23 protein-coding genes and 1 pseudogene are annotated in these 22,855 nt (G+C 52.3%); 9 read left to right on the top strand and 15 right to left on the bottom strand.

The features are described from left to right. Positions 1-15: 15 nt before the first annotated feature. Complete coding sequence (locus ACFWW2_RS23655) at positions 16-648, bottom strand: recombinase family protein (RefSeq protein ID WP_393932544.1); 633 nt, start codon at positions 646-648, stop codon at positions 16-18. A 292-nt stretch (positions 649-940) separates the two neighbouring features. Continuing rightward, entirely contained in the window at positions 941-1,567 is a 627-nt protein-coding gene (locus ACFWW2_RS23650) for a hypothetical protein (protein ID WP_393932542.1), read from the bottom strand. A gap of 203 nt (positions 1,568-1,770) precedes the next feature. Between ACFWW2_RS23650 and ACFWW2_RS23645 the strand changes: the two genes are divergently transcribed. Both ACFWW2_RS23645 and ACFWW2_RS23640 read left to right on the top strand, forming a co-directional pair. Then, the gene (locus ACFWW2_RS23645; protein ID WP_393932540.1) at positions 1,771-2,151 is read left to right on the top strand and encodes a hypothetical protein; all 381 of its coding nucleotides are present in this window, start codon (positions 1,771-1,773) and stop codon (positions 2,149-2,151) included. A 17-nt stretch (positions 2,152-2,168) separates the two neighbouring features. Next, positions 2,169-2,861 carry a hypothetical protein gene (locus tag ACFWW2_RS23640; RefSeq protein ID WP_393932538.1) on the top strand — a complete coding sequence of 231 codons (693 nt, stop codon included), beginning with the start codon at positions 2,169-2,171 and terminating at the stop codon, positions 2,859-2,861. A 340-nt stretch (positions 2,862-3,201) separates the two neighbouring features. On the opposite strand, the gene ACFWW2_RS23635 is transcribed toward ACFWW2_RS23640, so the two are convergent. Beyond that, complete coding sequence (locus tag ACFWW2_RS23635) at positions 3,202-4,401, bottom strand: hypothetical protein (protein ID WP_393932536.1); 1,200 nt, start codon at positions 4,399-4,401, stop codon at positions 3,202-3,204. Positions 4,402-4,740: 339 nt separating this feature from the next. On the opposite strand from ACFWW2_RS23635, the gene ACFWW2_RS23630 reads away from it, so the two are divergent. Beyond that, positions 4,741-4,899 carry a ribbon-helix-helix domain-containing protein gene (locus ACFWW2_RS23630; protein ID WP_393932534.1) on the top strand — a complete coding sequence of 53 codons (159 nt, stop codon included), beginning with the start codon at positions 4,741-4,743 and terminating at the stop codon, positions 4,897-4,899. A gap of 76 nt (positions 4,900-4,975) precedes the next feature. Here ACFWW2_RS23630 and ACFWW2_RS23625 read toward each other — a convergent pair whose 3' ends face one another. The 5 genes from ACFWW2_RS23625 to ACFWW2_RS23605 all read right to left on the bottom strand — a co-directional run bounded on the left by ACFWW2_RS23625 (position 4,976) and on the right by ACFWW2_RS23605 (position 7,227). Beyond that, positions 4,976-5,353: a hypothetical protein gene (locus ACFWW2_RS23625; RefSeq protein WP_393932532.1), complete on the bottom strand. Its 378-nt coding sequence runs from the start codon at positions 5,351-5,353 to the stop codon at positions 4,976-4,978. A gap of 10 nt (positions 5,354-5,363) precedes the next feature. Beyond that, positions 5,364-5,756, bottom strand: coding sequence for a hypothetical protein (locus tag ACFWW2_RS23620; RefSeq protein ID WP_393932530.1), 393 nt, complete (start codon positions 5,754-5,756; stop codon positions 5,364-5,366). Positions 5,757-5,847: 91 nt separating this feature from the next. After that, complete coding sequence (locus ACFWW2_RS23615) at positions 5,848-6,630, bottom strand: hypothetical protein (RefSeq protein WP_393932528.1); 783 nt, start codon at positions 6,628-6,630, stop codon at positions 5,848-5,850. Between the two features lie 44 nt (positions 6,631-6,674). Next, entirely contained in the window at positions 6,675-6,950 is a 276-nt protein-coding gene (locus ACFWW2_RS23610) for a hypothetical protein (RefSeq protein ID WP_393932526.1), read from the bottom strand. Beyond that, complete coding sequence (locus tag ACFWW2_RS23605) at positions 6,940-7,227, bottom strand: helix-turn-helix domain-containing protein (RefSeq protein WP_393932524.1); 288 nt, start codon at positions 7,225-7,227, stop codon at positions 6,940-6,942. Before ACFWW2_RS23605 ends, ACFWW2_RS23610 begins: the two co-directional genes overlap by 11 nt. A 102-nt stretch (positions 7,228-7,329) precedes the next feature. Here ACFWW2_RS23605 and ACFWW2_RS23600 point away from each other — a divergent pair, with 102 nt between their 5' ends. The 3 genes from ACFWW2_RS23600 (at position 7,330) to ACFWW2_RS23590 (ending at position 12,543) form a co-directional block, all read left to right on the top strand. Next, positions 7,330-7,773, top strand: a complete 444-nt coding sequence (locus ACFWW2_RS23600) for a helix-turn-helix domain-containing protein (protein WP_393932522.1) — start codon at positions 7,330-7,332, stop codon at positions 7,771-7,773. Between the two features lie 368 nt (positions 7,774-8,141). After that, positions 8,142-11,711, top strand: a complete 3,570-nt coding sequence (locus ACFWW2_RS23595; protein WP_393932520.1) for a CARDB domain-containing protein — start codon at positions 8,142-8,144, stop codon at positions 11,709-11,711. 4 nt (positions 11,712-11,715) lie between these two features. Next, entirely contained in the window at positions 11,716-12,543 is an 828-nt protein-coding gene (locus ACFWW2_RS23590; protein ID WP_393932518.1) for a transferrin-binding protein-like solute binding protein, read from the top strand. A gap of 781 nt (positions 12,544-13,324) precedes the next feature. Here the strand turns inward: ACFWW2_RS23590 and ACFWW2_RS23585 are convergent. From ACFWW2_RS23585 to ACFWW2_RS23575, 3 genes are all read right to left on the bottom strand, one after another. Further along, entirely contained in the window at positions 13,325-13,537 is a 213-nt protein-coding gene (locus ACFWW2_RS23585; RefSeq protein WP_393932623.1) for an integrase core domain-containing protein, read from the bottom strand. Further along, the gene (locus ACFWW2_RS23580) at positions 13,538-14,107 is read right to left on the bottom strand and encodes a DDE-type integrase/transposase/recombinase (protein ID WP_393932516.1); all 570 of its coding nucleotides are present in this window, start codon (positions 14,105-14,107) and stop codon (positions 13,538-13,540) included. Between the two features lie 110 nt (positions 14,108-14,217). Beyond that, a complete protein-coding gene (locus ACFWW2_RS23575; RefSeq protein WP_393932514.1) occupies positions 14,218-14,520 on the bottom strand; it encodes a transposase in 303 nt (100 codons plus the stop codon). A 284-nt stretch (positions 14,521-14,804) separates the two neighbouring features. Between ACFWW2_RS23575 and ACFWW2_RS23570 the strand changes: the two genes are divergently transcribed. The 3 genes and pseudogenes from ACFWW2_RS23570 to ACFWW2_RS23560 all read left to right on the top strand — a co-directional run bounded on the left by ACFWW2_RS23570 (position 14,805) and on the right by ACFWW2_RS23560 (position 17,280). Then, the gene (locus ACFWW2_RS23570; RefSeq protein ID WP_393932512.1) at positions 14,805-14,978 is read left to right on the top strand and encodes a hypothetical protein; all 174 of its coding nucleotides are present in this window, start codon (positions 14,805-14,807) and stop codon (positions 14,976-14,978) included. Positions 14,979-14,982: 4 nt separating this feature from the next. Next, positions 14,983-15,569: pseudogene (locus ACFWW2_RS23565) on the top strand (ATP-binding protein). Between the two features lie 376 nt (positions 15,570-15,945). After that, positions 15,946-17,280: a nucleotide sugar dehydrogenase gene (locus ACFWW2_RS23560; protein ID WP_393932510.1), complete on the top strand. Its 1,335-nt coding sequence runs from the start codon at positions 15,946-15,948 to the stop codon at positions 17,278-17,280. 40 nt (positions 17,281-17,320) lie between these two features. Here the strand turns inward: ACFWW2_RS23560 and ACFWW2_RS23555 are convergent, their stop codons facing one another. The 4 genes from ACFWW2_RS23555 to ACFWW2_RS23540 are packed head-to-tail and all read right to left on the bottom strand — an operon-like array spanning position 17,321 to position 22,783. Continuing rightward, a complete protein-coding gene (locus ACFWW2_RS23555) occupies positions 17,321-19,879 on the bottom strand; it encodes a tetratricopeptide repeat protein (protein WP_393932508.1) in 2,559 nt (852 codons plus the stop codon). A 42-nt stretch (positions 19,880-19,921) separates the two neighbouring features. Next, positions 19,922-21,271: a hypothetical protein gene (locus ACFWW2_RS23550; protein ID WP_393932506.1), complete on the bottom strand. Its 1,350-nt coding sequence runs from the start codon at positions 21,269-21,271 to the stop codon at positions 19,922-19,924. After that, positions 21,264-21,971, bottom strand: coding sequence for a hypothetical protein (locus ACFWW2_RS23545; protein WP_393932504.1), 708 nt, complete (start codon positions 21,969-21,971; stop codon positions 21,264-21,266). The genes ACFWW2_RS23550 and ACFWW2_RS23545 overlap by 8 nt, the downstream gene beginning before the upstream one ends. Continuing rightward, positions 21,968-22,783 (bottom strand): ABC transporter permease, encoded by an 816-nt coding sequence (locus tag ACFWW2_RS23540; RefSeq protein ID WP_393932502.1) that lies wholly within the window; start codon positions 22,781-22,783, stop codon positions 21,968-21,970. The genes ACFWW2_RS23545 and ACFWW2_RS23540 overlap by 4 nt, the downstream gene beginning before the upstream one ends. Positions 22,784-22,855: the final 72 nt, after the last annotated feature.

Below are 22,855 nucleotides of genomic sequence, written 5' to 3'. Positions count from 1 at the left end.
ACAATTCACGGCTCTTCACATCCCCCACCTCTCCATTGCTGCTGCAGCAACCTCTGGTTCATCTCGAATGCGGATCAGCGTCTGACGCGATAGGCCCGTTTGCTTTGATACAGCACTGGGACCGTTGCCAAGACCCAACAGACTCAGAGCCAACTCGAACGTAGCGCGATCATATGAAGGTTTGCGTCCACGGAACCGATCACCCTTTTCCTTTGCAAGCTCGATACCAGCCTGCTGCGCAGCTTTAGCCGCTTCGGCCTGTGCCTGTGCGGTGGCAGCGAGAAATGCGATCATTGCGTCTCGTACGGCCTGCCGCACAGGGTCAGTGGTTGAACCATCGAATGTCATATCATTGATGACCGTTCGGATAATGACGCCTTGCCTTATGAAATGCCGAACAGCGTCGGTCACATCCTCGTAGTTGCGCCCCAGTCGATCCAACCATCGAAGTACCAAAGTGTCACCAGACCTCAGCTTGTCATACAGCCTGCGTCCTTCTGTGCGATCCTGAAGCTGATGTCTCACACCAGACACTCCATGGTCGGCCACTACTTCATCGATCTTGAAGCCTGCTGCCTCGGCCTGTGTGACTTGATGCTCCAATGTCTGGTCCCGCGTAGAGACACGTGCGTAAAGTATCGTTGTCAAATTAGCTCCCAATGTACGTATAAGTGATGTCCGTTTATATAGGTGTACGTACGTCTAGGTCAACCTCTACGGACACGTCGCAGCGAAGATGTGTGGTGACCGCTACACTATAGTTGTACGGACATTTGTCGGTGTAAGTTGAGGAGACCTGTCCAATGAATACATCTCTTCGATCAAATAGGCATCATTGGCCAAAGGGGCCTCGGCTGGGACATCTGCGCCATTGCATTGGTCCGTTGTGATGTGCAGGATGCACACGAGCCGTTCCCATGATCACCTTCAGATAGTGCACTCATCCACCATCATAAGGCGCAAGGCCAGCATCAACAGCAGCGATACAAAGACCAACCCACTTCGGTACATACGCATCACCATTGGCTTCCCACTTCACAAACGATGCGCGTGATATACCCATCTTCGTAGCTGCGGCCACTTGGGTCAGCGCAGCCGCGACACGCCAGTCGTGAAGCTGTTGACCCGTTAGTGGTTTCAGGACTTCATTTCGGGTTTCCATCTCAGACCTTAGTTGATCTGCGACAGAAGCATCTTCGGCAATCCGATCAAGAATAGTCAATCGTTCGGTCAAAGCTAATCGATCAACATCGTTCAGTTTGTCTTTCTTAATGTTGCGAAGCCGCGTTTCCTGATTGAAGTAATACTGGGCAATATCCTTGACGCCGATAGGCCACATTTCCGGCAAGTATGATTGCTCCATCCGCATTATGCCTTCACCCCGCACGGCCTCGAACAGACATCCGCATAGCCGTTCTGCCTGAGACACCGCTTGTATTAGCGTCCGGCGGTGTTTGCGTGAGTCAAAGTCAGTGATGTCTTCGTAAGACAGGATTTCTGCATCATTCAAGGCGACAAGCTGCTCAACAATGGACGATCTGAGTTCTGATGGCGAAATAGTTGACATCTTGCACCCTCCGTATGGAATCATCAGTTGATTTATAGTCAGAAAAACTGTGCTTTGGAAGTGTATTGTGTATACTTAACAACTTTTGATGCATTTTTATTGCAAATTCCCCACATTGTTGCTATACCAACTTTTGATACATAAAACGGGCTGCATAACAACCAAATACGCAGCCGAACCCAAAGAGAAATGGAGCTAAAGTTATGAATATCGAACTTAAATCTGCACACTTTTACGGTGTGATCGAAACTCTAGCCATGATGCTGAAAGACAAAGCTGCCACGATTGATTGGGCAGAAGATCGCCTCAAAGATCATCCCGATTGCGAAGGGGCGGCACAAGAACTGCAAAACGCACAGATTGCGGGCGGCATGGCCAACTGTTCTTTGAAAGTTCTCTTGAATGCAGCAGGGATCAACACAATCGAAGATGTGTTCAATCACTACAATGGCCGCCCTGACATCTTTCCGTCGGATCAACTCATCAGCTTTGTTGCGGCACAAGCTGTGGTCAATGGTCCATCGTACGATGTTATCGATAGCCGTTTTGACAACACAATCCACAATAACGCAGCCATGCATTAAGAAAGGGGTCTCACAACATGTCTAACACTATCACACTCAATCTTTCAGGGAAGGAATTGTCCGCACTCCTTAACCTATACACCAACTGGGATAAATGTCGCCCACAATCATGGGATGCCAGAGGCTTCTTGTTCTTGGTTCACGCAGTAGGGATCAAGACCAAATTTCAAATGTTGAATACTTTGAACGTGTTAGGCCCAGTCGTTTCTGATCTGGATTGGGAACCAATTGAGCGCTATTCCATCAACGAAATCAGATCATCGGCAGGGCTACCTAGAATAAAAGCCAGCTTTGTTCCAAAGGTCGGAAGGCTAAAACCGAATAAGACGCTATCAATCGAAATGAGGATAGATGAGGTTCAGCACATTCTATCCCAACTCCATTACGGAGCACTGACAACCCATGAAGTTGGGACAAGCCACAAACGATCACTCAACATGATGCTGCTCCTGCTTTACCATGCACTAGGCATCGAAACCGTTGACGATGCCGCAAAGCTATACATGAGTAGCTTGGTAAGTGAATTTTCCCAAAAGGGTCATTTTGCTGAAATGGTAGATGACGTGCTATTGCACAAAAACATGCAGAAACGTGAATGGGTGTTCAACGTGGCCATGACGCTTTTGATCTCCACAGCACTCCCAGATACGCCGCAAGGAAAAGCAGCTATAGAGGCTCTCGCTCCAGATACAGCCGTAGCGATGCACTAGAGGATTAGGCGGGTCCTTCTGAGCGGCGGATACATAGGTTGGGGCGGATGTTCTTCGAATGGTAGTGACTAATCATCGAACTCCGCCCCCTGCATAAATGAGTGACGGTTTTTTTGAATCAGCCACCTGGCATTTGTCCAAATAGTTCTACAGGCCGTTGCCACCATCATACGCATACCTCGTAACTCGCCGTTCACCGCCGCTCTGATGGTGTTGAATAAGCATATGAAGGTCCAAAACTGTCCCTTTGGAACTGCTAAATCTCGCGCCCATTCGGATTTTTTAGGCGATGACGCTATTCTATGCGATCAAGCCGAGCGAGTGGTGTGAGAGTTGTCAACTATTCGAGCAGGGCATCCGCATAGTCAAAGAAACAAGGGGCTTCAGGACTGTCTTCGGTGCACCAGTTCTTTACTAGAGCCAGAGCATGAAGGAAGCGATCACCTGTAGTAAGACCAAGTCTGACCCATTTTCTGGGCTTCTGGATGACCTTGATCATCCCTGATCTCCACATGTGCAGAAACCACTCGGCATAGGCTTCACCATCCTTGTTCTTCTTGATCCATTCCAGACGTTCAATCAGCAGAAGCTCATCGACCCGGTCCTGATCAATCGTCACACCGGTGACCGAGAGAGGCTTACCCATGGAGAATGACTTGTTCCGCTTTGTCCAAGTTTTTGACAAACGGGCATGGGCTACGGTGGCTAATTCACGCTGCTTGGGTTTGTCGAACTTGATCTCAACTTTGTCCATAGCGGCATATTCCAGGTATCCCTGACCACCACGGGTTTTCTGGCCATCCTCTGTTTCTTCATCAGGCTGGACCTTTCTGACGCAGACACGGTGTGAACCTGGAAAAGCATCAGCAACGATCTCACGCACCTGCCTTTTGGTCAGGAACGGATCAGAGATGTCACAGTGGATGTGAAACAATGCGAAGAGTTCGTCTGGACGTTTCATAGGATCAAACCCATCAGGCCATTCTTCCATTGGGAACATCGTTTGCAGATATGATGAAGTCTTCATCACATACGAAAACATGCCTTCGATCTGGACGCCGAATGAGAACCCAACCAGCTTGCATCGTAGCTTCTGGCGCAGGAGATCGGCTGCAAGCTTCATACACCCTGTCACCGGTACTATGCATAGGTTGATCGTGGTCGGGTGACGCATCACGTCTGGAAAGCCAGCTTTTTTCGCCTCCATACGGGCACCAGCACGACTGGCATACGACCGTCCAACCTCAAGCCCGCATTCGTTGAAGCCTTCTGGTGACCTGTAGTCTTTGCGACCGCCCGGCCTTGTGCTGGCATTGGCCCGGCGTGTGCGACTCGGCGATGCATGTTCACAAGTGGCTTTGTACTGGGCCTCAAGCTTGCCCTGATCACGCAGCACCGACATCAGGGTCAAATCACCAGTGATCTCTGCGGTGCTGCGCAGTATCCGCCTCTTGTTCCTCTGATCGGCCCCAAGGCCCGCTTTCCCGATGTTGATGGCAGCAATGCTGCTTCTCATTTGGTGTATGTTTGGTCTCGTCATGGTTGGATATCCTCATACTCGTGATTTGCTCGACCCAAAGAACATAGTGAGATCAGAGGCAATGTGTTGCTATCAGACAGATTTTTCTTGGATTTGGGAGCCACGTAGCTGCTTGGAAGCAGGCGCGTCATCAACGATGCTAAGTGTGTGAAGTATTGTGGTGCCATGAAAGTCTCCTCGGTTGTGATGCATTTGCTGTGCACCGGTGGCGAGGTATTTGGGGCGTGAGTGACGAATAGTGTGTGCAATTCTTTTGAATGCTGCGATTTGCACCAATGCCCATAGCAATCGCACTTCATCTGCATCCCCAGCCCTAAATACAGGCAGGGGGATCACATCATGTCAGATCGCAAACAGGTAACCATCCGCGCAGTGAAGACGGCCACCTATGACCGCCTGAGAGAGGTCAAGGAACAGACACGCATCCCCTTGGGGGCTTTGCTGGATGAAGCCGTGGAGCAGTGGTGGGAAAGCCTTCCAGAGGTTGAGGAAGCGTAGTCGCAAAAGCGCTTTGGGACTTTGGACGCCGATGATCTGGGGTGACAAAGCAATGTCGGGCACACGGTTAGCTGCTCTAAGGTTGCGTGCTTGGTAGTTTCCTGTCTGCCAAAACGGCAAAGTCAGGCTGCCCCGATCCCGGATCGGTCACACCGGTCGCCTCGAACAGAGCTTGTCTGGCTGCCCTGTAGCCCCGTACTGTCGCCAGTATCCTCGCACCGAAACCGACCGGTGGGTCTGTGATCTTGGCGAATTCAGCTGCGAGAAACGGGTCGAGCAAGGCAAGGTAATTCTTTCGCCTGATCTGTGCCAGGTTCTGTTGGTACAATGCCGCTATGTCCAATCTTGGCAGTTGCGAAGCCTTGCGTATCGCCTGTCTTTGCAGCAGGCGTTCGAAAATTTCTTGACGCTCTTCTGCTGTTGGTTCGAGGTGGTCATCGCCAATATGCTCCATCAGCGGTTATTCAAACATCATCAATGCGAGTGTATGTCACAATACGATCCGTCGTGAGGCTTTCAACCCGCAATTCGTCACCGCGCAGGAAAGCGCGTAAGCAGTCGGTCCCGCGCTCCACGCCGTTGACAAAGTTTGTTCGACAGAACTTCCCGTCGTTCCAGTTCCACTGAGAGGATATCGGATTGCCATTCGCCGTACCGGTGCTAGTCCCGTCAGCGCGAACCTGGAAGATCACGCGTCCGTCTGCGGAGCCATAGGTTCGCCCAACAACCAGATTCCTAAATTGTTCAGCGGTCGCGATCTCGACGAAGCCATTGGCTTCTTGAGTGACCGGTTGGTCTGGGGTGCAGGCCGCGACAAGCAATGCAGCAGCAACGGCACCGGTAGCAATGAGTTTCATGTGTGATCCTTTGTTGAGTGTTATGGGGAAATTCATCGTCAGCCGACAACGCTTTCACCGGTGGCAAAGAACATCCGGTTGCAGGATGAGGTCAGTTGCAGGCGTCGCGCATGGCAGCAATTGCACGGCTCGATCCGGATAGCGGGAACGATGCAATCACAGCGCCGTCTTCAAGGACATCCAGTTTCGAACCGGCCATCAGCGCACCGACCAATCCTTCATTCCACGCGGGATAATAATCCAGACCGGACTGTGACCCCTTAGCATTGCTGATACGCTCAAACTCATAGGTTTGGATAAATTGATCATCGACACTCAGCGTGTAGCTGTTGGTCTCGCCGGGAAAGCAGGTCGGACACGGCACTGAGATCGTTGCTGTGGGGTATGTGGATGAAGCGTTGTAGGTGTCGCAGGACATGGAAAATGCGTTGCCACCCGAAACGATGGATGCAGTACGATCCACGAAATTCCAATTATCGGTTGCCGGGGCTAGCACGGTCTGTGCGGCGGGTTGATCACATCGGGTCCACTCGACCCGATTGTCGTTGCGTGTGATGGATACTCCGTTGCTGGTACGGGCGATCACCACGTCTTCACGATACTCAGAGCCTTCTGCGCTGCACACGGCGGTGAACTTGGTCGCCGTTCCAGATGCCGATACACGTGGGTTGCGTAACTCGCACCTGTTCTCAACACCGTCAAGGTATCCATCACCGATAGAGAGCGCACCACCATCCATGCCAATGTCACGCGGTTCACAAGACCAATTCTCATAGGCAGCACCGGCGGGACGATAGAGGCCATCAAATTGGTCAGCGGATGCCGATGTTGCGAGCAGGCATGCAAGGACGCCGATTGCTTGTTTGTAGTTCATATTGGTCCGTTTTTCTTGATGCGAGATTCAGGCCGGTGGTGACCCTACCAATCCCAGCCACAGGTGGTCGTTTTGACTGTGTTGTCGCCTCTGGTGCGATACTCAATGTAGTGCAGTGTCAGACCATTGGCGAACGAGCCACCGCGAGTGTCGGAAACGACCTCTTCCAAATAAAGGTGGTCCTGACCATTCGCCTGCCAATTCCTTTCGAGGCACTGGCGTACTTGCTCCTTCATCCCAGCCTCCATGGCCCATGAAAACCCAAATACGCCGACCACCACAATGGGTGCCGCCCATAATATCCACCGGTTATTTGCCATCCATTTTCTCCCTTTCCTTTGACATGTCCTGTTGCGCATCTTGTTGCGTGGTATGGTGAACGCGTGTCGGGTCGTTGGGCGTCACTGAGTAGTGCAGTCCGTAAATGTCATTGGGCGTGACTTGACCCTTAGTCGCAATCCATAACGCACGGGCCACACGCTTGGATGGAGCTACCTCACCATCTTTGATCCGCAGAATCGTGCTAGCACTGGTTCCGCATGTCTTTGCGAACTCATTCAGGGTCAGACCATTCTCTGTAAGGTATTGAGTAAGCATCATTTGTTCCATATTCCGTTTTACGGAACAATTCGCAAGTCTTTTTGAACTCTTTTGTTCGTAAAACTTTCCTCACGTTCCGCAGCGTGGAATAGAGGAGACATGAAAAATGCATCCACAGCGTCGTTTGGCAAAATCCTACAGAAGGCCCGGTCAACGAAGGGCCTGTCCCTTGATCAAGGGGCCGAACTGCTCGGCGTCCCAAAGACCACGCTGTGGCGTTGGGAGAGCGGCGAGACTAAGGTCCATGCCCACAGGTTGGTGGACATCGCTGCTGCATACAGCCTGTCCGTCTCGGCCATATTTGAGGGTGAGACCGTGACGGCACCAACGCATACAGACTTCGAACGCCTCGGCATTGTCGTCGAACACATCGAACGAATCATCCAACAGTTGGGCAGCCGACCTGAACCCAAAGCGGTACGTACGGCTGTCGTTGAGGTGCTCCGACTTGAAACCACCCGTGTCTTCGAAACCACCGACAGCGAGTTCGACCCATCGCGGTACAACGGCCTTGTAGAAGGCATTCTTGGTAAAACCCGATGAACGCAATTGAGATCAGATTGGCAATCACGAAACTGACTGAATATTGCTCACCGAACGGTTGGAAAAGCCGTCTGAGTTTTGAGCGGTTACCGTCCATCCCTTTCATGTTTTGCGATGGCGCCGAATTGTAGAAACTTTGAGTTCGACACTACTTCGCCACGACCCTTGAATAAAAATTCCAAGAACGAGCGAACAAGTCCTGATCGGCCGCTCGAAACAGTATTTGAAATAAGATACTTTTCGGCTAAGGTTTCTGAAAATTAGATTTCCAATCGAATTTTTCGCAGGTTTCGGTTGATTAATTTTGTTGACTAGTAGCCGTGGTCCACGCAACCCACGGTTTTGACAAAGGTATACGGAGTGTTGCTGTGCCCAATCTAATCATTCGTGATGTCGATGTCGGGAATCAAGACATAAGCCCAAATGAGACGGTGGACGAAAGTTACTCGCCGGGGAGCCGATTTTCTGTCGTTGTAGACATCGAAAACGATGGGGCAGGACCAGCCGGGTCAAGTGTTGCGGCGATTTTCATGGGGATTAACGGCCAAGCCGTCTTGATGGACACGAACTCGACTGGATCGATTTCGGCCGGTGGGACGGACGCCAACGAAACGCTCTCGTTCGACATTCCAGACGATCTACCGGATGGTTTCTATCCTTTGGTGATATCGGTTGATTACCTCAATCAAGTTGCCGAAACGGATGAGACAGACAACACACAGGGCTTTGGCATCCAAGTTGTACAAGGCACGCCCAACATTGTGATCAGTGATGTTGACGTTGGCGCCCAAGACATCAGTCAAGGTGAGACAGTCACGCAAACATACGCACCCGGTGAAACGTTTACTGTAGTTGTTGATGTTGAAAACACCGGGAACGCTGATGCACCATCCAGTTCGGCTGGCGTTTACATGGGTATCGACGGCCAGGCCGTCTTGTTAGACACAAACTCTAGCGGAATTTTGGATGCCGGGGAAACCAACACCAACGAAACACTTTCGTTTGTGATCCCGCAAGACCTCGCAGACGGCACCTACGCCGTTGTCGTAAGCGGAGATGCGTTGAACAACGTTGTTGAGTCAGATGAAGCTGATAATTCTCTTGGTTTCGCAATTGTTGTGCGCTCTCCTGTCACGACCTATTCGATTTCGCCCAACGCGACATCCATTACCGAAGGCAATGAAGTCACCTTCACAATCACCCGATCAAACGACCTACCAGCGGAGACGGTTTACTTTTCGACGCTCTCCGGTACCGCGACCTTCGATGACGGTGACTACCGGTTGGACGGCGGTGGGCGGCCAGAGAACGTAGCGGTCGTCTTCACCGCCGGTCAAACTTCTCGCTCCGTGACCATCGATGTCTTGAGTGGCGATGGCAACGATTCACCTGAGAACTTCCGGGCTATCGTGCAGCGCAACCCCTCCGATCTTCCTGATGTTTTCCTCGACCGGTCAGCATTCGTGACCATCAATGAGGCTGCTCAGAATACAACTTACGATCTGACGGTAAGTGACGAAACGCCGAACGAGGGTGATATTATTACCTTCACGATACGCCGGACGGGAGATCGGCCAGCGGAAACCATCTTATTCTCAACATTGCAAGAAACCGCCAACTATCCCGAAGACTATGTGCTTTCGAATGGTGGCGGTCGGCCTGAGAACGTGCCCATCATATTTGCGAATGGCGCGGAGACTGCGACTATCGGCATTCGGATCGTTAATGATGGACCTGGCGAAGGGGTGCAAACCTTCGGAGCGTTGATCGAGAAAGATGGCCAAGAACTCGATGAGATATTTGATACATTTATTCGGATCGGCGAGGCCGATACACCTTCAATTGACGGACCCGACTTAGCAATCGATGATCTTCGAATTCTACCGCTAACCACTATCGATTTCAGGGATTTGGTTTCGGGTGACCTAAGTAATATAGTGAGCTTTGAGATTTGGGATAGAATCCCAGACGAACATGGGTCGGGATTTTACCTTGACGGTGAGCCGATACAAAACGGGTATTTGAGTGTATTGGCTTCCGATATTTCGAACCTCGAATACGTCGGTGGGTCGGAAGCTGGATCAAACTATTTTGAGATCGTAGCATATGATGCCGAAGGTCACTCGACGACCCAAGGCGCTAACGTTGCTGTTGTTTCTGCTCCGCGAGATCAAGATTTGCTAGTGCAACTTGATCTTCCTGGAATCGAAGAGCTAATTGGTACTGGTGGAGAACTGGCGGTTCAACTGCTAACTACTGTCTCGGAAGCTTTGGGATGGCCAGAGTATACTCCAGGACAATTGGTAACCCCGTTTGGCACTCTTGTAAGCGATTCCGACCCGTCTCAGCCGCCTCTGATGTTGACAAGGTATGACACGGTTCCAGGCATTATGAATACTGGTCTATCGAAGCTCGGCAAATTTCTTAGACCTCTTGACACAGCCTTGATTGCTTACGAAGCGGCGAGAGATGGCGTCATCTCTACCGATGATATAGTCGAATTCGCAGAGGGGATATCTTCCGGATTGGTGCTCGACTTAGGCGCACTTTTCTTGGCGGCGGGCGACACATCAATCTATGTTTACGGTAGTTTAGAACGCGCCGAGGTGCCTACTGATGTCGGTAGCGTCTTTGCTGATGCTCTCACTCTACGATTTGGACAGGCCGACGTTGAAACAAGTGCGATTACGGAAACAACTCTCACCTATCTTTTTGGTACCTCCGATATTCCAGACATCGAGATCATAAGAGTTACTGATCTCGCACGGTTGGTAGCTCCAACTCCATTTAGGGCGGCTGACTTCATTTTATCAGAAACCCCGATTGGTCGCGAAATACTAGATAATCTAACAGGAGGAAGTGGAGTCTCGTCGATTGTATCTCCGTCCAGGACACTTGCATGGCTTACCTCCAAGGCATTCGAGTTCCTGAACCAAAGAAACGAAAATGAGCAAAACGCCCCCCCTGACTTTGGGAAGTCGGAAACTGAGGAGGGACAGTCTGTAGAAATCAGCGTTACATCGACTACTACGTCTTCGATATCCATATCAAATGATCAAGGTCAGGTTCGCTTTGAGTCCACTGATGCAGACGGTGAGACCGAGTTCTCTCTGTTGGATCAATTCAAGGACATTGTGGTAAATTTGGCGGATATTGGACAAAATGCACTTGACAAATTCACCGCTACAATTGGGAACACTGATGGAACAAGCCTCTCAGAGAACACAATTTATTTGAACTTTGAGGCTGCTTCGACAGTGCTTGATATTGTGGGGCAGGAATCCGACAAACGAATAGTTGCTTCTCTAGGAAGCGGCAATGACCAGTTTGCAGGAGGGGGAGGACACGATTTTGTTCTGAGTGGAACTGGAAATGACGAAGTTCATGGAGGCGCAGGAGACGACGTGGTAGTAGACGCCTTCGGTTCAGATCAGTTGTTCGGTGATGACGACGACGACCGACTAGTTGCCCTTTCCGGGGAAAACGTATTCTTCTCAGGTACAGGTCACGATCTTGCAGTCGGAGGAATCGGCGGTGACACCCTTTATGGTGCAAACGGCAACGATATCCTTATCGGCGACATTGGCACCGCAGTCTCTGGTCGCGATACTCTCGTTGGAGGTTTTGGTGATGACTTGCTTTCTGGCGGTGGCGGCGCAGATACGTTCATATTTAGACCTGCTGAAGGGACTGATATCATCGGACAAGTGGAGATTGACTATGTGGACTTGAGCGGCTCCTTCGTTTCCGGTCGTGATTTCCAGACGGAAATTGATGTACTCGAATTCATTGGCTTTGGGTACGCTACGCCTGCGGATGTGTTGAGCAACTTCGAGAATGTGTCCGGCAACGCAATCTTTAGTGACCAAGGAACAACCGTTGTTTTGTTTGATATCCTCGTCACGGATTTAACTTCTGACAACTTTGTATTTGGATAAACGAATGGACTTTTTACGACCCGTGGTAGTGCTGAGCGGCGGCTTCTTTTGCCTTGCGGGGTGCCCTCCCGGACCAACACCTACACCCGGAACTGACATCGTTTATGACAGCGTGTTTGATCTTCAATCTACCGCTTCGAGTGAAATCCGCAGTGATAGCTTGGACAGTACTGCCCGATCAATTTCTTCGTCATCTGGATCGCTAGATCGCGGCAGCAACACGATCCGTCTCGGAAACCTGGACGGTACAATCAACGGTGATAGGACCCGTGTCGCATTTGACGAAGGCGGCGTGGCATCAATAACTCAAGGCGCCACCGAATACGTCGCATTGTTTATAGCAGAACCTCAGAACGCAGACCCGTTCTTTGGCATATTCGGAGTGCCCACGAATCTTTCTGAGGTCCCTGATAGCGGCACCGCCACGTATGATGGCGTTGGGTCAGCATCCATACAAATAATCGATGGTACATCATTTTATGAATTGATCGGAAGCGCCAGCATCGACGTAAACTTTGCTCAGGGCGACATCGACATGACCTTCTCTGATCTTAATGGACAACGTCGAGATGGAGTTGCAGCACCGGTCGATGTGAGCAATGTGGCGGTTGTCCACGTTAACGACGCAGCACTGGTTGATGGTCAGTTCTCTGGCGGGGTTGCTGAGTTTTCTAGCACAGAGGTGTCCGCGGCTTTGAGTGGTACAGAAGTAGTTACAACTTCAGGCGGCTTTTTCGGACCAAACGGGGACGAGATCGGAGGAGTATTGTTGATTGATGATACATCTGGAGCCGGGACATTGCTGGTACAGGGTTCGTTCGTAGCAGACTAGTAGACCGTTTGATTTGAGAACGTTCCATCCGTTGTTTTGCTTGTTTCGGCATCAGTTGGCATCGATCATACATGCAGTTTGACGGTCATTCGCTGTCGGTGGTGACGAACCCCCGCCACTAGCGAACACGGCGGTGATCAATACCTGAGTAAAAGATGTTGATCGCAGGTCTGTAGCACTAAGCCACGATGGGCATTGCTCTAGTTCGAACGCGGGTCAGGTAATCGAATTCAGTTGAGCCGTGACTGGGCAAAAGCTGCCAGATTGCTACAATATATGGCTACAGTAAATCAATGCACTTCGTAATTTCCCTTCGTCTACGACAAATGGCCTTTTTACCAACTCCAACATTGGGTGACGTTTGGCTCTGAAACGGCTTCACTTCGCGGACTTCGCTACAAATCGCGGTCCGTAAAATGGACTATATGGAGGACTATAGCGTTTCCAATTTTCCTTTTAGAATCAAGGTTAAGAAATTCACTTTGGATAATCCGGTACTCGCCTCCAAACAAAATCAACGACTTAGAGGAAGTTCCAGCACACTCAGAACAGTCCAAGTCTCTTTTTAGTCTCATTGCAGATTTGGGTTCCGACACGTTCAGCGATGTTCAACCTTGTATGGACGGAATCGGCTTTCCACGCTTGTAATTACTCCATCTCGACCTTCGATTTATGAATAGGTATTGGCTTGAACGTCGATGTTTGTCGTGAGTGGACGTTCAGGCCACGCGTAGCTAATGACTGGAACGAGCCCATTGCGGAAGCGTGTCCAGCCCCATTTCTATGGGCCACTTTTGTGCAGGGTTTCTGGCATGGGCGGGCGCATGTTTAGGGCCTGATGTGGCCGAACACGATTGTACTGTCTGAGCCAGGTATTGATGACGATCTGGGCCTGTTTGGTGGTGTGGAACCATTCGGCGTTCAGGACTTCTCGGCGCAGTGTGCCGTTGAAGCGCTCGTTGTAGCCGTTCGCCCAGGATGATCCTGGATAGATCTAGATCGGTTTGATCCCGACCTTTCTCAGCCAGTCTTGTAGTGCTGTTGCGATGAACTCTGAGCCATTGTCAGAGCGGATGTATTCAGGTTTTCCGCGCCGCAGAAGCAGTGGATAAAGCGCATCCAGCACGTCTGCACTGTTCATCTTCGGCTTGACTGCGACACACAGCGCCTCTTGCGTATATTCATCCAGCACCGTGAGCATCTTGTAGGGCCGCCCGTTGCTCAGTTTATCGTGGACAAAATCGACGCTCCAGATGTGATTGGGATGTTGCGGCCGCAGCCGGATGATTGAGCTGTCCTTGTGGACAGCCGCTTCCGCTTCTTGTATCGCCTTGGAAGTTGCAGGCCTTCTGCGCGCCGCTCGACCATTGTCCTCGGACCAATGGCGGACAAGGTCTCGCCGTTCAGTCTTCTTGTGATTGACCGACCAACCTTCAACGCCAAGCAACTCGGCGACCTTTCGGTAGCCGTCGCGCCCATATTGCTTAGCCAGCCGGATCATCGCGAGGCGCAACGCCTCATCATCCTTCGGCGCTGCCTTGTATTGTAGCGTACTCCGCGCCAACCCCATGAACCCGACACGTGCGGCGTTCCGAAGTTGCCAGCTTTTGTCGGATATGCACCACGGCCTGACGAAGCTGGTCTGTCGTCTCCCTCTCGGTGATTGCTGCGCATTCACCTGCCGGTCAGCGGGACCTTCGGCTTTAAATAATCCAGGCTCTCTTTCAAGATCAGCTTGTCCAACTCAAGCTCCGCCACAATCTTCTTGAGCCGGTCATTCTCTTTCTGCAATGCCTTCAAATTGGCCATCTCGGATCGCCCCATGCCACCAAAGCGTTTGCGCCATGTGTAAGAGGTCGCATCACTGACACCAGCCGTTCTGCACGCCCTCGCCACGTCCGAACCAGACGCCAGGCTCAGCTCAATCTCACGCAAGAGCCGAAGAATATCTTCATCCGAATACCGTTTCCGCGCCATAAATCCCGCCTCCAAAAATAATCCAACTTTGGCACAGTTTTACGGGGGCAAGACACGGGGGATATGACGAAGAACATTGCCCGAAAAATGCACCAATGTGGGCGTGATTTGGTTGAGAGCGCCATCGTTCAAGCCGAGGAGCGAGGCCAGATAAGTGCCGAAGCAGTTTATCGCGTTTTGGAACGAGGCCTCCCTAACTTTTCACGTGATACACTCGCTAAGCCAGCATCTCCGTCAGGTAATGTTCGTGGCCCGGACTACTACAGTGACGAGCAGGCAAGCTGATGCAGATTCACACTGTTATCGAGCTTGCGCGTGAGCTTCGCCTGTCTGGGTTTGCCGACGCCTTGGAGCTCGAGGCTAAACAGCCGAACCAAGAAAACCTACCTTTCACGGAGAGGCTAGGCTCATTATTTCTAAAGGAAAAAGAGAAACGCCATGATGCCATGATGCCATGATGCCATGATGGCCCGCTTACCAAAGGACGCCAAGCTTAAGCTAAATGCTGCCCCAGAAGAGATCAAACTAAGCGGCACACGAGGCTTTGAACCTTCTCAGATTCGTGAGCTTCTTAAGTGCAGCTGGGTGCGTCATGGCTGGAATGTCTTGATTTCCGGTGAAACTGGAACGGGCAAGACTTGGCTTTGCTGTTGCATTGCTACGGCAGCGATAAGACAGGCCATCAAATCGAAATACTACAGGTTGGATGACTTGCTGTACGAAATGGCTTTGATGCGCGCAGACGGAGAGCTGCTGAAATTTAAGGCTAGACTATCCAAATACTACCTACTCGTTCTAGACGACTTCGGCGTAACGCCGATGACCCAACAAGGGAAATCGGACCTCTGGAGATCGTGGATGACCGAGTTGGTGCAAAGTCTACCATCTTCATCGGACAACGGCCGTACAACGATTGGTATTCCTTTATCGTTGATCCAATCATCGCCGATGCGGTTTTGGACCGCCTATCGAATAACCGCTTCCATATTAAGCTCAAGGGCAAATCGCGACGGAAAAAGGAGGCAAACCTTGATGACTTGAAGGATTGACTACGACAAGTTTTCGGCGTCGATTTCAAGAAAAACCGACGCCGACACATCATCGTAGCCGGGTACGAAAGTGCTCTGAATATGCAAGTTTCCTATCTTCTGAGAGGCCGTTGCTCGCTGATCCAGAAATCCATGGTAAAAAAAATCAGCCAATGAGATGAGCACGTTTTCGCGAATGCTGTCGCTGCGGCGCTATCTTTAACACAGCAGCAGCTGTTTGTTTGTCGAAGTAGCGTTGCAATTTAAAGGTGTATGCATTACCCGCGTAAAATTGTAGGGCACCCACCAACGAATCGACTTTGAGGACACGAAACAGCCGTTACTGCAAACATATAGCGGTTGGGCCACACCGTGTGCGTTGTCTCGAAACAACTGAATGGACAAGATCGTGAACATTTCTCCCGATACCCTGAATTCCGAACGCTCAGCGATTTTGCCGTGCCTTTCAGACTTGAAAGTTGCCATTATCGGTTTGGGCTATGTCGGTTTGCCTCTTGCCGTAGCGTTCGGCAAATCGAGGGCGACAGTTGGTTTTGACCTTAACGTCGGACGCGTACAAGCGCTGCAGAGCGGATCCGATGCGACCGGCGAGATCGATGGAGCGGACCTTCGGGCCGCTGATCAGTTGGTTTACAGTAATGAGCCAGCCAAGATTGCAGACTGTAACGTCTACATCATCGCCGTACCCACACCAATAGATCGGCATAACCAACCGAACCTCACTCCGTTGATCAAGGCCTCTGAAACTGTAGGTTCTGTCATAGAACCCGGCGACATCGTCATATATGAAAGCACGGTCTACCCCGGTGCGACGGAAGACAATTGCATTCCAGTGGTCGAGCGGGTGTCCGGCTTTAAATTTAACCGAGATTTCTATGCCGGTTACAGCCCTGAGCGGATCAACCCCGGCGACAAGGAACGACCCTTACAAAAAATCGTCAAGGTGACCTCTGGATCTACGCCGGAGGTAGCGAATCTGATTGACGCCCTGTATGGTACGGTTATCACTGCGGGCACTTTCAAGGCAGCAAGCATAAGGGTCGCAGAAGCTTCGAAGGTCATTGAAAACATCCAGCGCGACGTGAATATCGCGTTGATCAATGAGCTTTCCATGATTTTCTCGAGGATCGGTATCGACACGTCTGATGTGTTGGACGCTGCTGCCAGCAAATGGAACTTTAACCGTATGAACCCTGGTCTTGTAGGTGGTCACTGCATCGGTGTGGACCCTTATTACCTAGTGCACAAGGCGATGGAGGTGGGCCACGTCCCCGACATCATACGTATGGCACGAGAGGTCAACGAGGGTATGCCGCGCAACGCGATCACCCGTCTGGTCAAAAAGATGATCCAGAAGGGCAGCACCGTCAGTGGCGGCAGGGTTCTGCTTTTGGGGATAACATTCAAAGAAAATTGCCCCGATATTCGCAACACGAAAGTGGTGGATATGCTGGAGCACTTGGCAGATTACAACCTGTCAGTTGATATCTGCGATCCGCGCGCAGACGTGCATGCAGTGCGTAGCGAATTTGGCCTCAACATCATGACAGAGGTTCCTGAGGGAACATATGACGCCGTCATCCTTGCAGTTGGCCACCGGGAGTTCAAATCTATGGGACCAAAGGCCATCCGGGCGAAGCTGAAAGGAAATGGTGTCCTGTTCGACATGAAGGCCATTTTTTCAGCCGCAGAGAGTGATCTGCGACTTTAGCCATTCAGACACCTGAGTGGGCCGCGGGGACAATTCCAGCTCAGAGACGCACGTTGTCCCAGATCCCGCCGGTCAAACGCATGTTGTCGGGGTTGGTGGCAAAACAGTCTGCCAGAACCCGTGCATAATCGTTGCTCCAGCGTTCAATGTAGTCTTCCAGTTGTTCCCCAGGTTCAGGGCTGCACAGGCGTATCACCGATACTGAGATCTGGTCGTCCTCCCACATGAACTTGGGAAACAGGCAAGGGGCGCCCAGCTGGTGAATCGCGCGTGGCACGAAGTCCGAGACATAGATTTCATCATCAAGGAACTGTACCCGTCGCCCGCGTTGCATGCCGTCTGCGGCTAATGAAACAACGGCTCCCGCCCGGACGGCCTTGTAGATTTGCTTGGCCAGTCGCAGTCGGTTTTGAGAGAAGGTCGAAATCAGGAACTCTGAACCTGGCACGCTTGCAATGACGGGGGTCGATGCAATCCAGCGGTAATTGCTGGCTGCCCTTGTCAAAGCCAGCGGAGATGAGAAAAGTGCCCCGATATGGGCGGCCGTCAAGAATACGCCCATGCCCTTGTTCTCGTAAAAGCGGAGTTCTTCGGTCCCGTCCTCAAGGCCATGCATGCGGTCGAGGATTTGTTCGACCTCGTTGGTGCGCCCCTCAATCCAGTCGATGGTCAAGTGATCGGCCAAGTGAACCCATTTGCAGCGCCGCTCCCACACGCCCCGGTCGTCAGGAGCGCAGCCCAGGTATTTTAGCCGTTGATAGGCCCATTCAAATCGGTAGTCGGGGATCTGGGCCGTATCAATCAGGTTGTCCAGATCAGCGAGCGCTTCCCCGAAATCAGTGTAGTTACGTGCGATCATGGGACGGCGGCTGAGGTCATCCGTGTAGAGTGCTTCCGCACCTGCTGTATCTCCCGAAAGCAGTAGTGCGCTTACGCTCGCGCGTTTCCATCCGCTGTGGTTTGGGTTGTCCGCGACCAATCGCTTTAACAATGCAACCGCATCACCGTGACGATTGTTCGCCATCAGGGTTTCTACCGCCTGACCCCTTAGGCTTTCAGGGGCACCATCAATGGTTGTGGTGTCGTAGTTCAGCGCTTCGAGTGCACGTCGCGGTTGGTTTAAGCGCATGAAGGCACGGGACAGAAACAGCCGCGCCTGGGGGTGCTCTGGATTTATGTCTCGTGCCTTCGAGAGTACTTCTATCGCACGGTCGTCGAATTGGTGTGACAGCGACATAGCGCGACCTGCTTGCAAGAGAAGGTCGAAGTCAGTGCAGCTTTCCATCGGAAAACGGTCCAGTAATTCGACGGCCTGACGTCCGCGCCCATGGCTGGAGAGCAGGGCGACAGCTTCGATCAGCGGTGCCGGGTTGTCCAGATCGACCATTTTGGCGAGCGCTTCGGCTGCTGCACAGGCGCGTTTCCCCTGTTTGTCCCGCTCAAAGGCGCGCATCGACAGAACGGCCAAGATCGGATCGGATGCAAATTCAGGTTCAAATGGTGCGGCAAGCTCGGCCGCCAAAGCGGGCTTTTGTAGTCGTAATGCGGCTCGCAGCGCGGCACAGGCGTATGCGAGCGCAGCGCCCTGAGGTGGATACGTCATCGGGACCGGCAGTGATGCGTAAACCGCCTCGGCTGTTTTTGCCTGTCCGGCTTGCAGCAATGCAGTGACGTATGTTTGCTTCCAGCCTGAATGGTCAGGCCTCTCAGTGAGCAACTTGAAGAATATTTTCGCTGCATCCGCAGCCTTGTCATTGGCCAGCAACACCTCTGCGGCTTGAGCCCGCAAACTCTCTGGCTCGTCTTTGATCTGTTGCGGATCGTAGCGGATCGCGGCCAGTGCGTCCTCCGGCTGTTCCATTGCCATGTAGCTTCGCGCCAACAACAACCGTGGTTGCGGATGGGCTGGGTCCAATACGTGCGCCTTGCTGAGTACAGCGATTGTGTCGTCCGCACGTGTCCCATCTTTGGCCAGAGCCCGGCCGGCTTGCAGCAGCAAGTCGAAATGGTCGAATTGCAATAAATCCAATGGCGTCAGCAGATCGACGGTCTGCGCCATCTTGCCCTGGCCGTTCAGAAATGACGCCACTTCGCCTAGTGCATCGGGTGCATCTGGTGCAAGTCTGACCAGTTGATGCGCCGCTGCAATCGCATCGTCAGGGCGGCCAGCCCGATCAAATGCGCGCATAGCAAGATTGGCCATGAGCGACGATTGGTCGAAGTCAGGCGCATGGCGCGCCGCGATTGCCGCGGCAAGCTCGTGACGCTTGAGGCGCAGCGCAATTCGCAAGGCTGCGGTGTCATGGTCGGTGGTGGCCCCGGATACATCGGCAGAAAAATCCACACCGATTGCGTCAAACAAATGTGCTGCACGTTCATATTCGCCGTTGGTCAGAGCATGATCGACACGTTCGATATGTTCTTTGAAACGATCGGGTCGGGCCTCCACGATGTGGGCAAGAATGCGGTCGACCTCGGCGTAGTCTCCGGCTGCTAGCGCAGGATGCAATCGATCGATCCTAAGGCTGACTATTTGCGCATCGACACGTAGGTCATAGGCTTCCAGAGGTTTGGCGGTCGAAGAGACTGTATCTGACATGCTCGTAACTTCCTTGCTGCTGGACGAGAGGTACAGGAATAACTAGCTGAGCCGGTTAGAGCGCAACAGACGAAAAATGCTTAGTGCACTGAGCGTACTGAAGAACGCAATCAGGGCGTTTATCAGCATATTAGGCGAACTGGGGATGTTGCCGGTATTGGGTGGTACGACGACTTGAAACTGGCTGCGCCCAAGTGCGGCTTCTTCTTGTGCCTGCACCAAGCCGACCAAAGCGGCAGTCAGAGTTTCCTCGGCAATACGCACTTGTAAGACAGCCAATTCGAATTCCAGAAGAAGCGTATTAAGTGCGCGATCCCCATTGCCATCAGGATCTTGCACCAACTTGCGGCGCAATTCTTCGATCCGCGCTTGCTGTGCCGCTTCAAGCTCTTCCAGTCTTTGGGTCTGGTAGGTGTCGGATTGTCCCGCAACCTCCGCTGCATCGATCTGTCCACGTAATTCTTCAGCAGTCGTTTCAAGCTGCCCAATGGTGCGATAAATCCCTTCGATGCGCGCCTGCGGGTTGGCTTCGCCGCTGTCGATCTGCAATTGGGTCAGATAAGCCTGAGCTTGCACAAGCGCTTCGCGCGCTTGTGCTACGGCCCCTTCCGCTTGCGCAATCCGCTCTCCAAACAACTCCGATGACAGTGCGTTCACCCGTTCCGCTACGCGCGTGATGATTTGTTCGGAAATTTGGTTCGCGTCGTCAGGTGAAAGCGCGCGCACATAAAGCGTCATCAGACCGGTTTGGATGTTGATGGAGGAATCCACGAAGCGGGAAAACTGGTCCGATTTGTTGATACCCAAAGCGGGTACATCGCGCAGGCGCCGCACGACATCCATCTGCGGGCCGGAATACCGCGTGACAAGGTCCATATCCTGTTCCAGTTGCACCATCATAGCACGGGAACGAACATATTCATGCGCCATGAAAGCTTCATGCAGGTTGGACTGTCCGCCGCCAACAGCCCCCAATAGTCCACCGAGACCCTCTTCATTGTCGCGCCCGGCTTTCGAAGCCACCATAACGGATCTGGCTTCGTATAGTGGTGTGGCGACGAAGCCTGAATAAAGCGTGACAAGCAAGGTGGGCAAGGCAACAAAGATCAAAAGTTGCCTGAGGAAACTCTGCTGTGCTTGCTTGCTTCTGGTTTTGATTTCGGCGCGCGCGACTTCGAGGCCGGCGGCCGAGGGTAGGAGTTTACGCGCCGCTTCTTTTTGGGCTTCTGCTTCTGCAGCTAATTCAGCAGCGCGTGCTTCTTTGGCCTTACGCACCCGCTCGGCTTTTTCTTCTTCCGCTTTGCGGATGCGTTCAGCTTTGTCGATTTCCGCTTGACGCAAGCGCTCTGCCTTTTCGACATCGGCTGGGTTTGTGGGCGTTTCGTCAGACATAAACGTCTCCGATTTCTTCTTGGTCAAGCAGCTTGTCGTCGCGATCTGTCCCTGTCGCGTTTTCAAGCACTGCGGCAGCGATTTCAGAGGAAGGGCATTCGATCAGGTGCCCTTGTGTCAAGACAAGAAACCTTGTGCACAGTTTCTTGAGTTGGGCGGCGTTTCGCGAGATGTAGATAAGCCCAGCTTTTTCCAACCGTTCTTCCAGTATGGCAGTGCATTTGGCACGGGTGGTGCCATCACCGTATCCCACGACCTCATCGGCGATGTAGTGGTCGCACTGCACGGCCATTGATGCAGAGAACGAGAGTGCTAGCCGTTGCGCGGGTGCAAAGAACTTCAGCTTCCTTGCAATCGGCAGGTTTGCCCCGGTGAATTCTTCACAAAAGGCCAACATTTCAACAGGATCTTCGCCAATGAGCTGGGCTATGATTTTGATGTTCTGTGCGCCGGTCAACTCCGGATGGAGGGTGCCAGCGTAAGCAATTGGCCACGACACCCGACCGGAACTGCGAACGGAGCCGCTGTCCGGGGGCTCGATTCCGGCGAGCAGCCGTGCCAAAGAGGATTTCCCAGTGCCGGCTGCTGCCAGAATGCCCACACGTTCACGGGAGTCGAACCACGCTGATTGCCTGTTTAGAAGGGCCTTGGGGCCTTTTGGCGTGCGGATCAGCCAAGTTGTGTCGATCATCTCTATCATAGATGATGCCGAGCCAAACGGCGGTGCCGGATATGACGCTCAACCACCGCAGAAGCAAGATAACAGCTGACCGCGATAACCGCCGGATACCACAATTCGGCCACCGGAGATTGATAGCCTATGAAAAATCCTTCGCGTAGGGCTTCGATGCAGTGAAAGAGAGGGTTCCACCAGAACAACGCCTGCGCCTGTGCGGGCAGTTCTGTCGCGGTAAAAAAGATACCCGAAATCCAGAATAGCGGGCGCAAAACAAGAGGTACGGCGCGTGCGAAACTGTCCGAAGCCTGCCCAATGGCTGCAAACAAGCTGCCCATACCAACCCCGAGTGCCCATGCCATGGCCATGGCGGCATAGACGACAAGAAGATTTGCAGGCAGCGGTGTGCCAAATAAAAGAATGATCCCACCGAAAATCAGAAGCGAGGTAAGGATCATGTTCACCAGTTCCAGCACTGCCGAGGCTAGCAAGATGTCTTGCCCGTTGACTGGTGTGTAATATGCCATATAGCGCGATGCGATAAGCGTGCGCATCATTGATGTGATCGTTTGACGGTAGAGTGCATAGGGCAAAATCCCCGTGGCCACGAAGATTTCCGCGCCAACAGCGATAGGTGGGGTCCGCCCCAAGATCCAAAAGAAGATAACGACGAAGGCGATCCACGCCACAGGCGTTGAATAGGCCCAAAGATAGCCAAAAGCCCCACCAGAAAAACGTGTCTGGCGTTCGCGCTCTACGAGAGCCTCAAGACGCTCGATTTGAGAAGCCACGGATACAGAGGGCTTCCCCCTTTGTGGTTCGGTGCGGTCAGTCATGAGCAGGCGTTTTCAGGCTCCTCTACGTGTTCGGCCAGCATGCGCATGCCGATCTGTCTGGATGAAACAATT

It is taken from the genome of Yoonia sp. R2-816 (genome assembly GCF_046762905.1).
GTDB lineage: Bacteria > Pseudomonadota > Alphaproteobacteria > Rhodobacterales > Rhodobacteraceae > Yoonia.
This window is presented reverse-complemented; position numbering and strand designations above follow the sequence as displayed.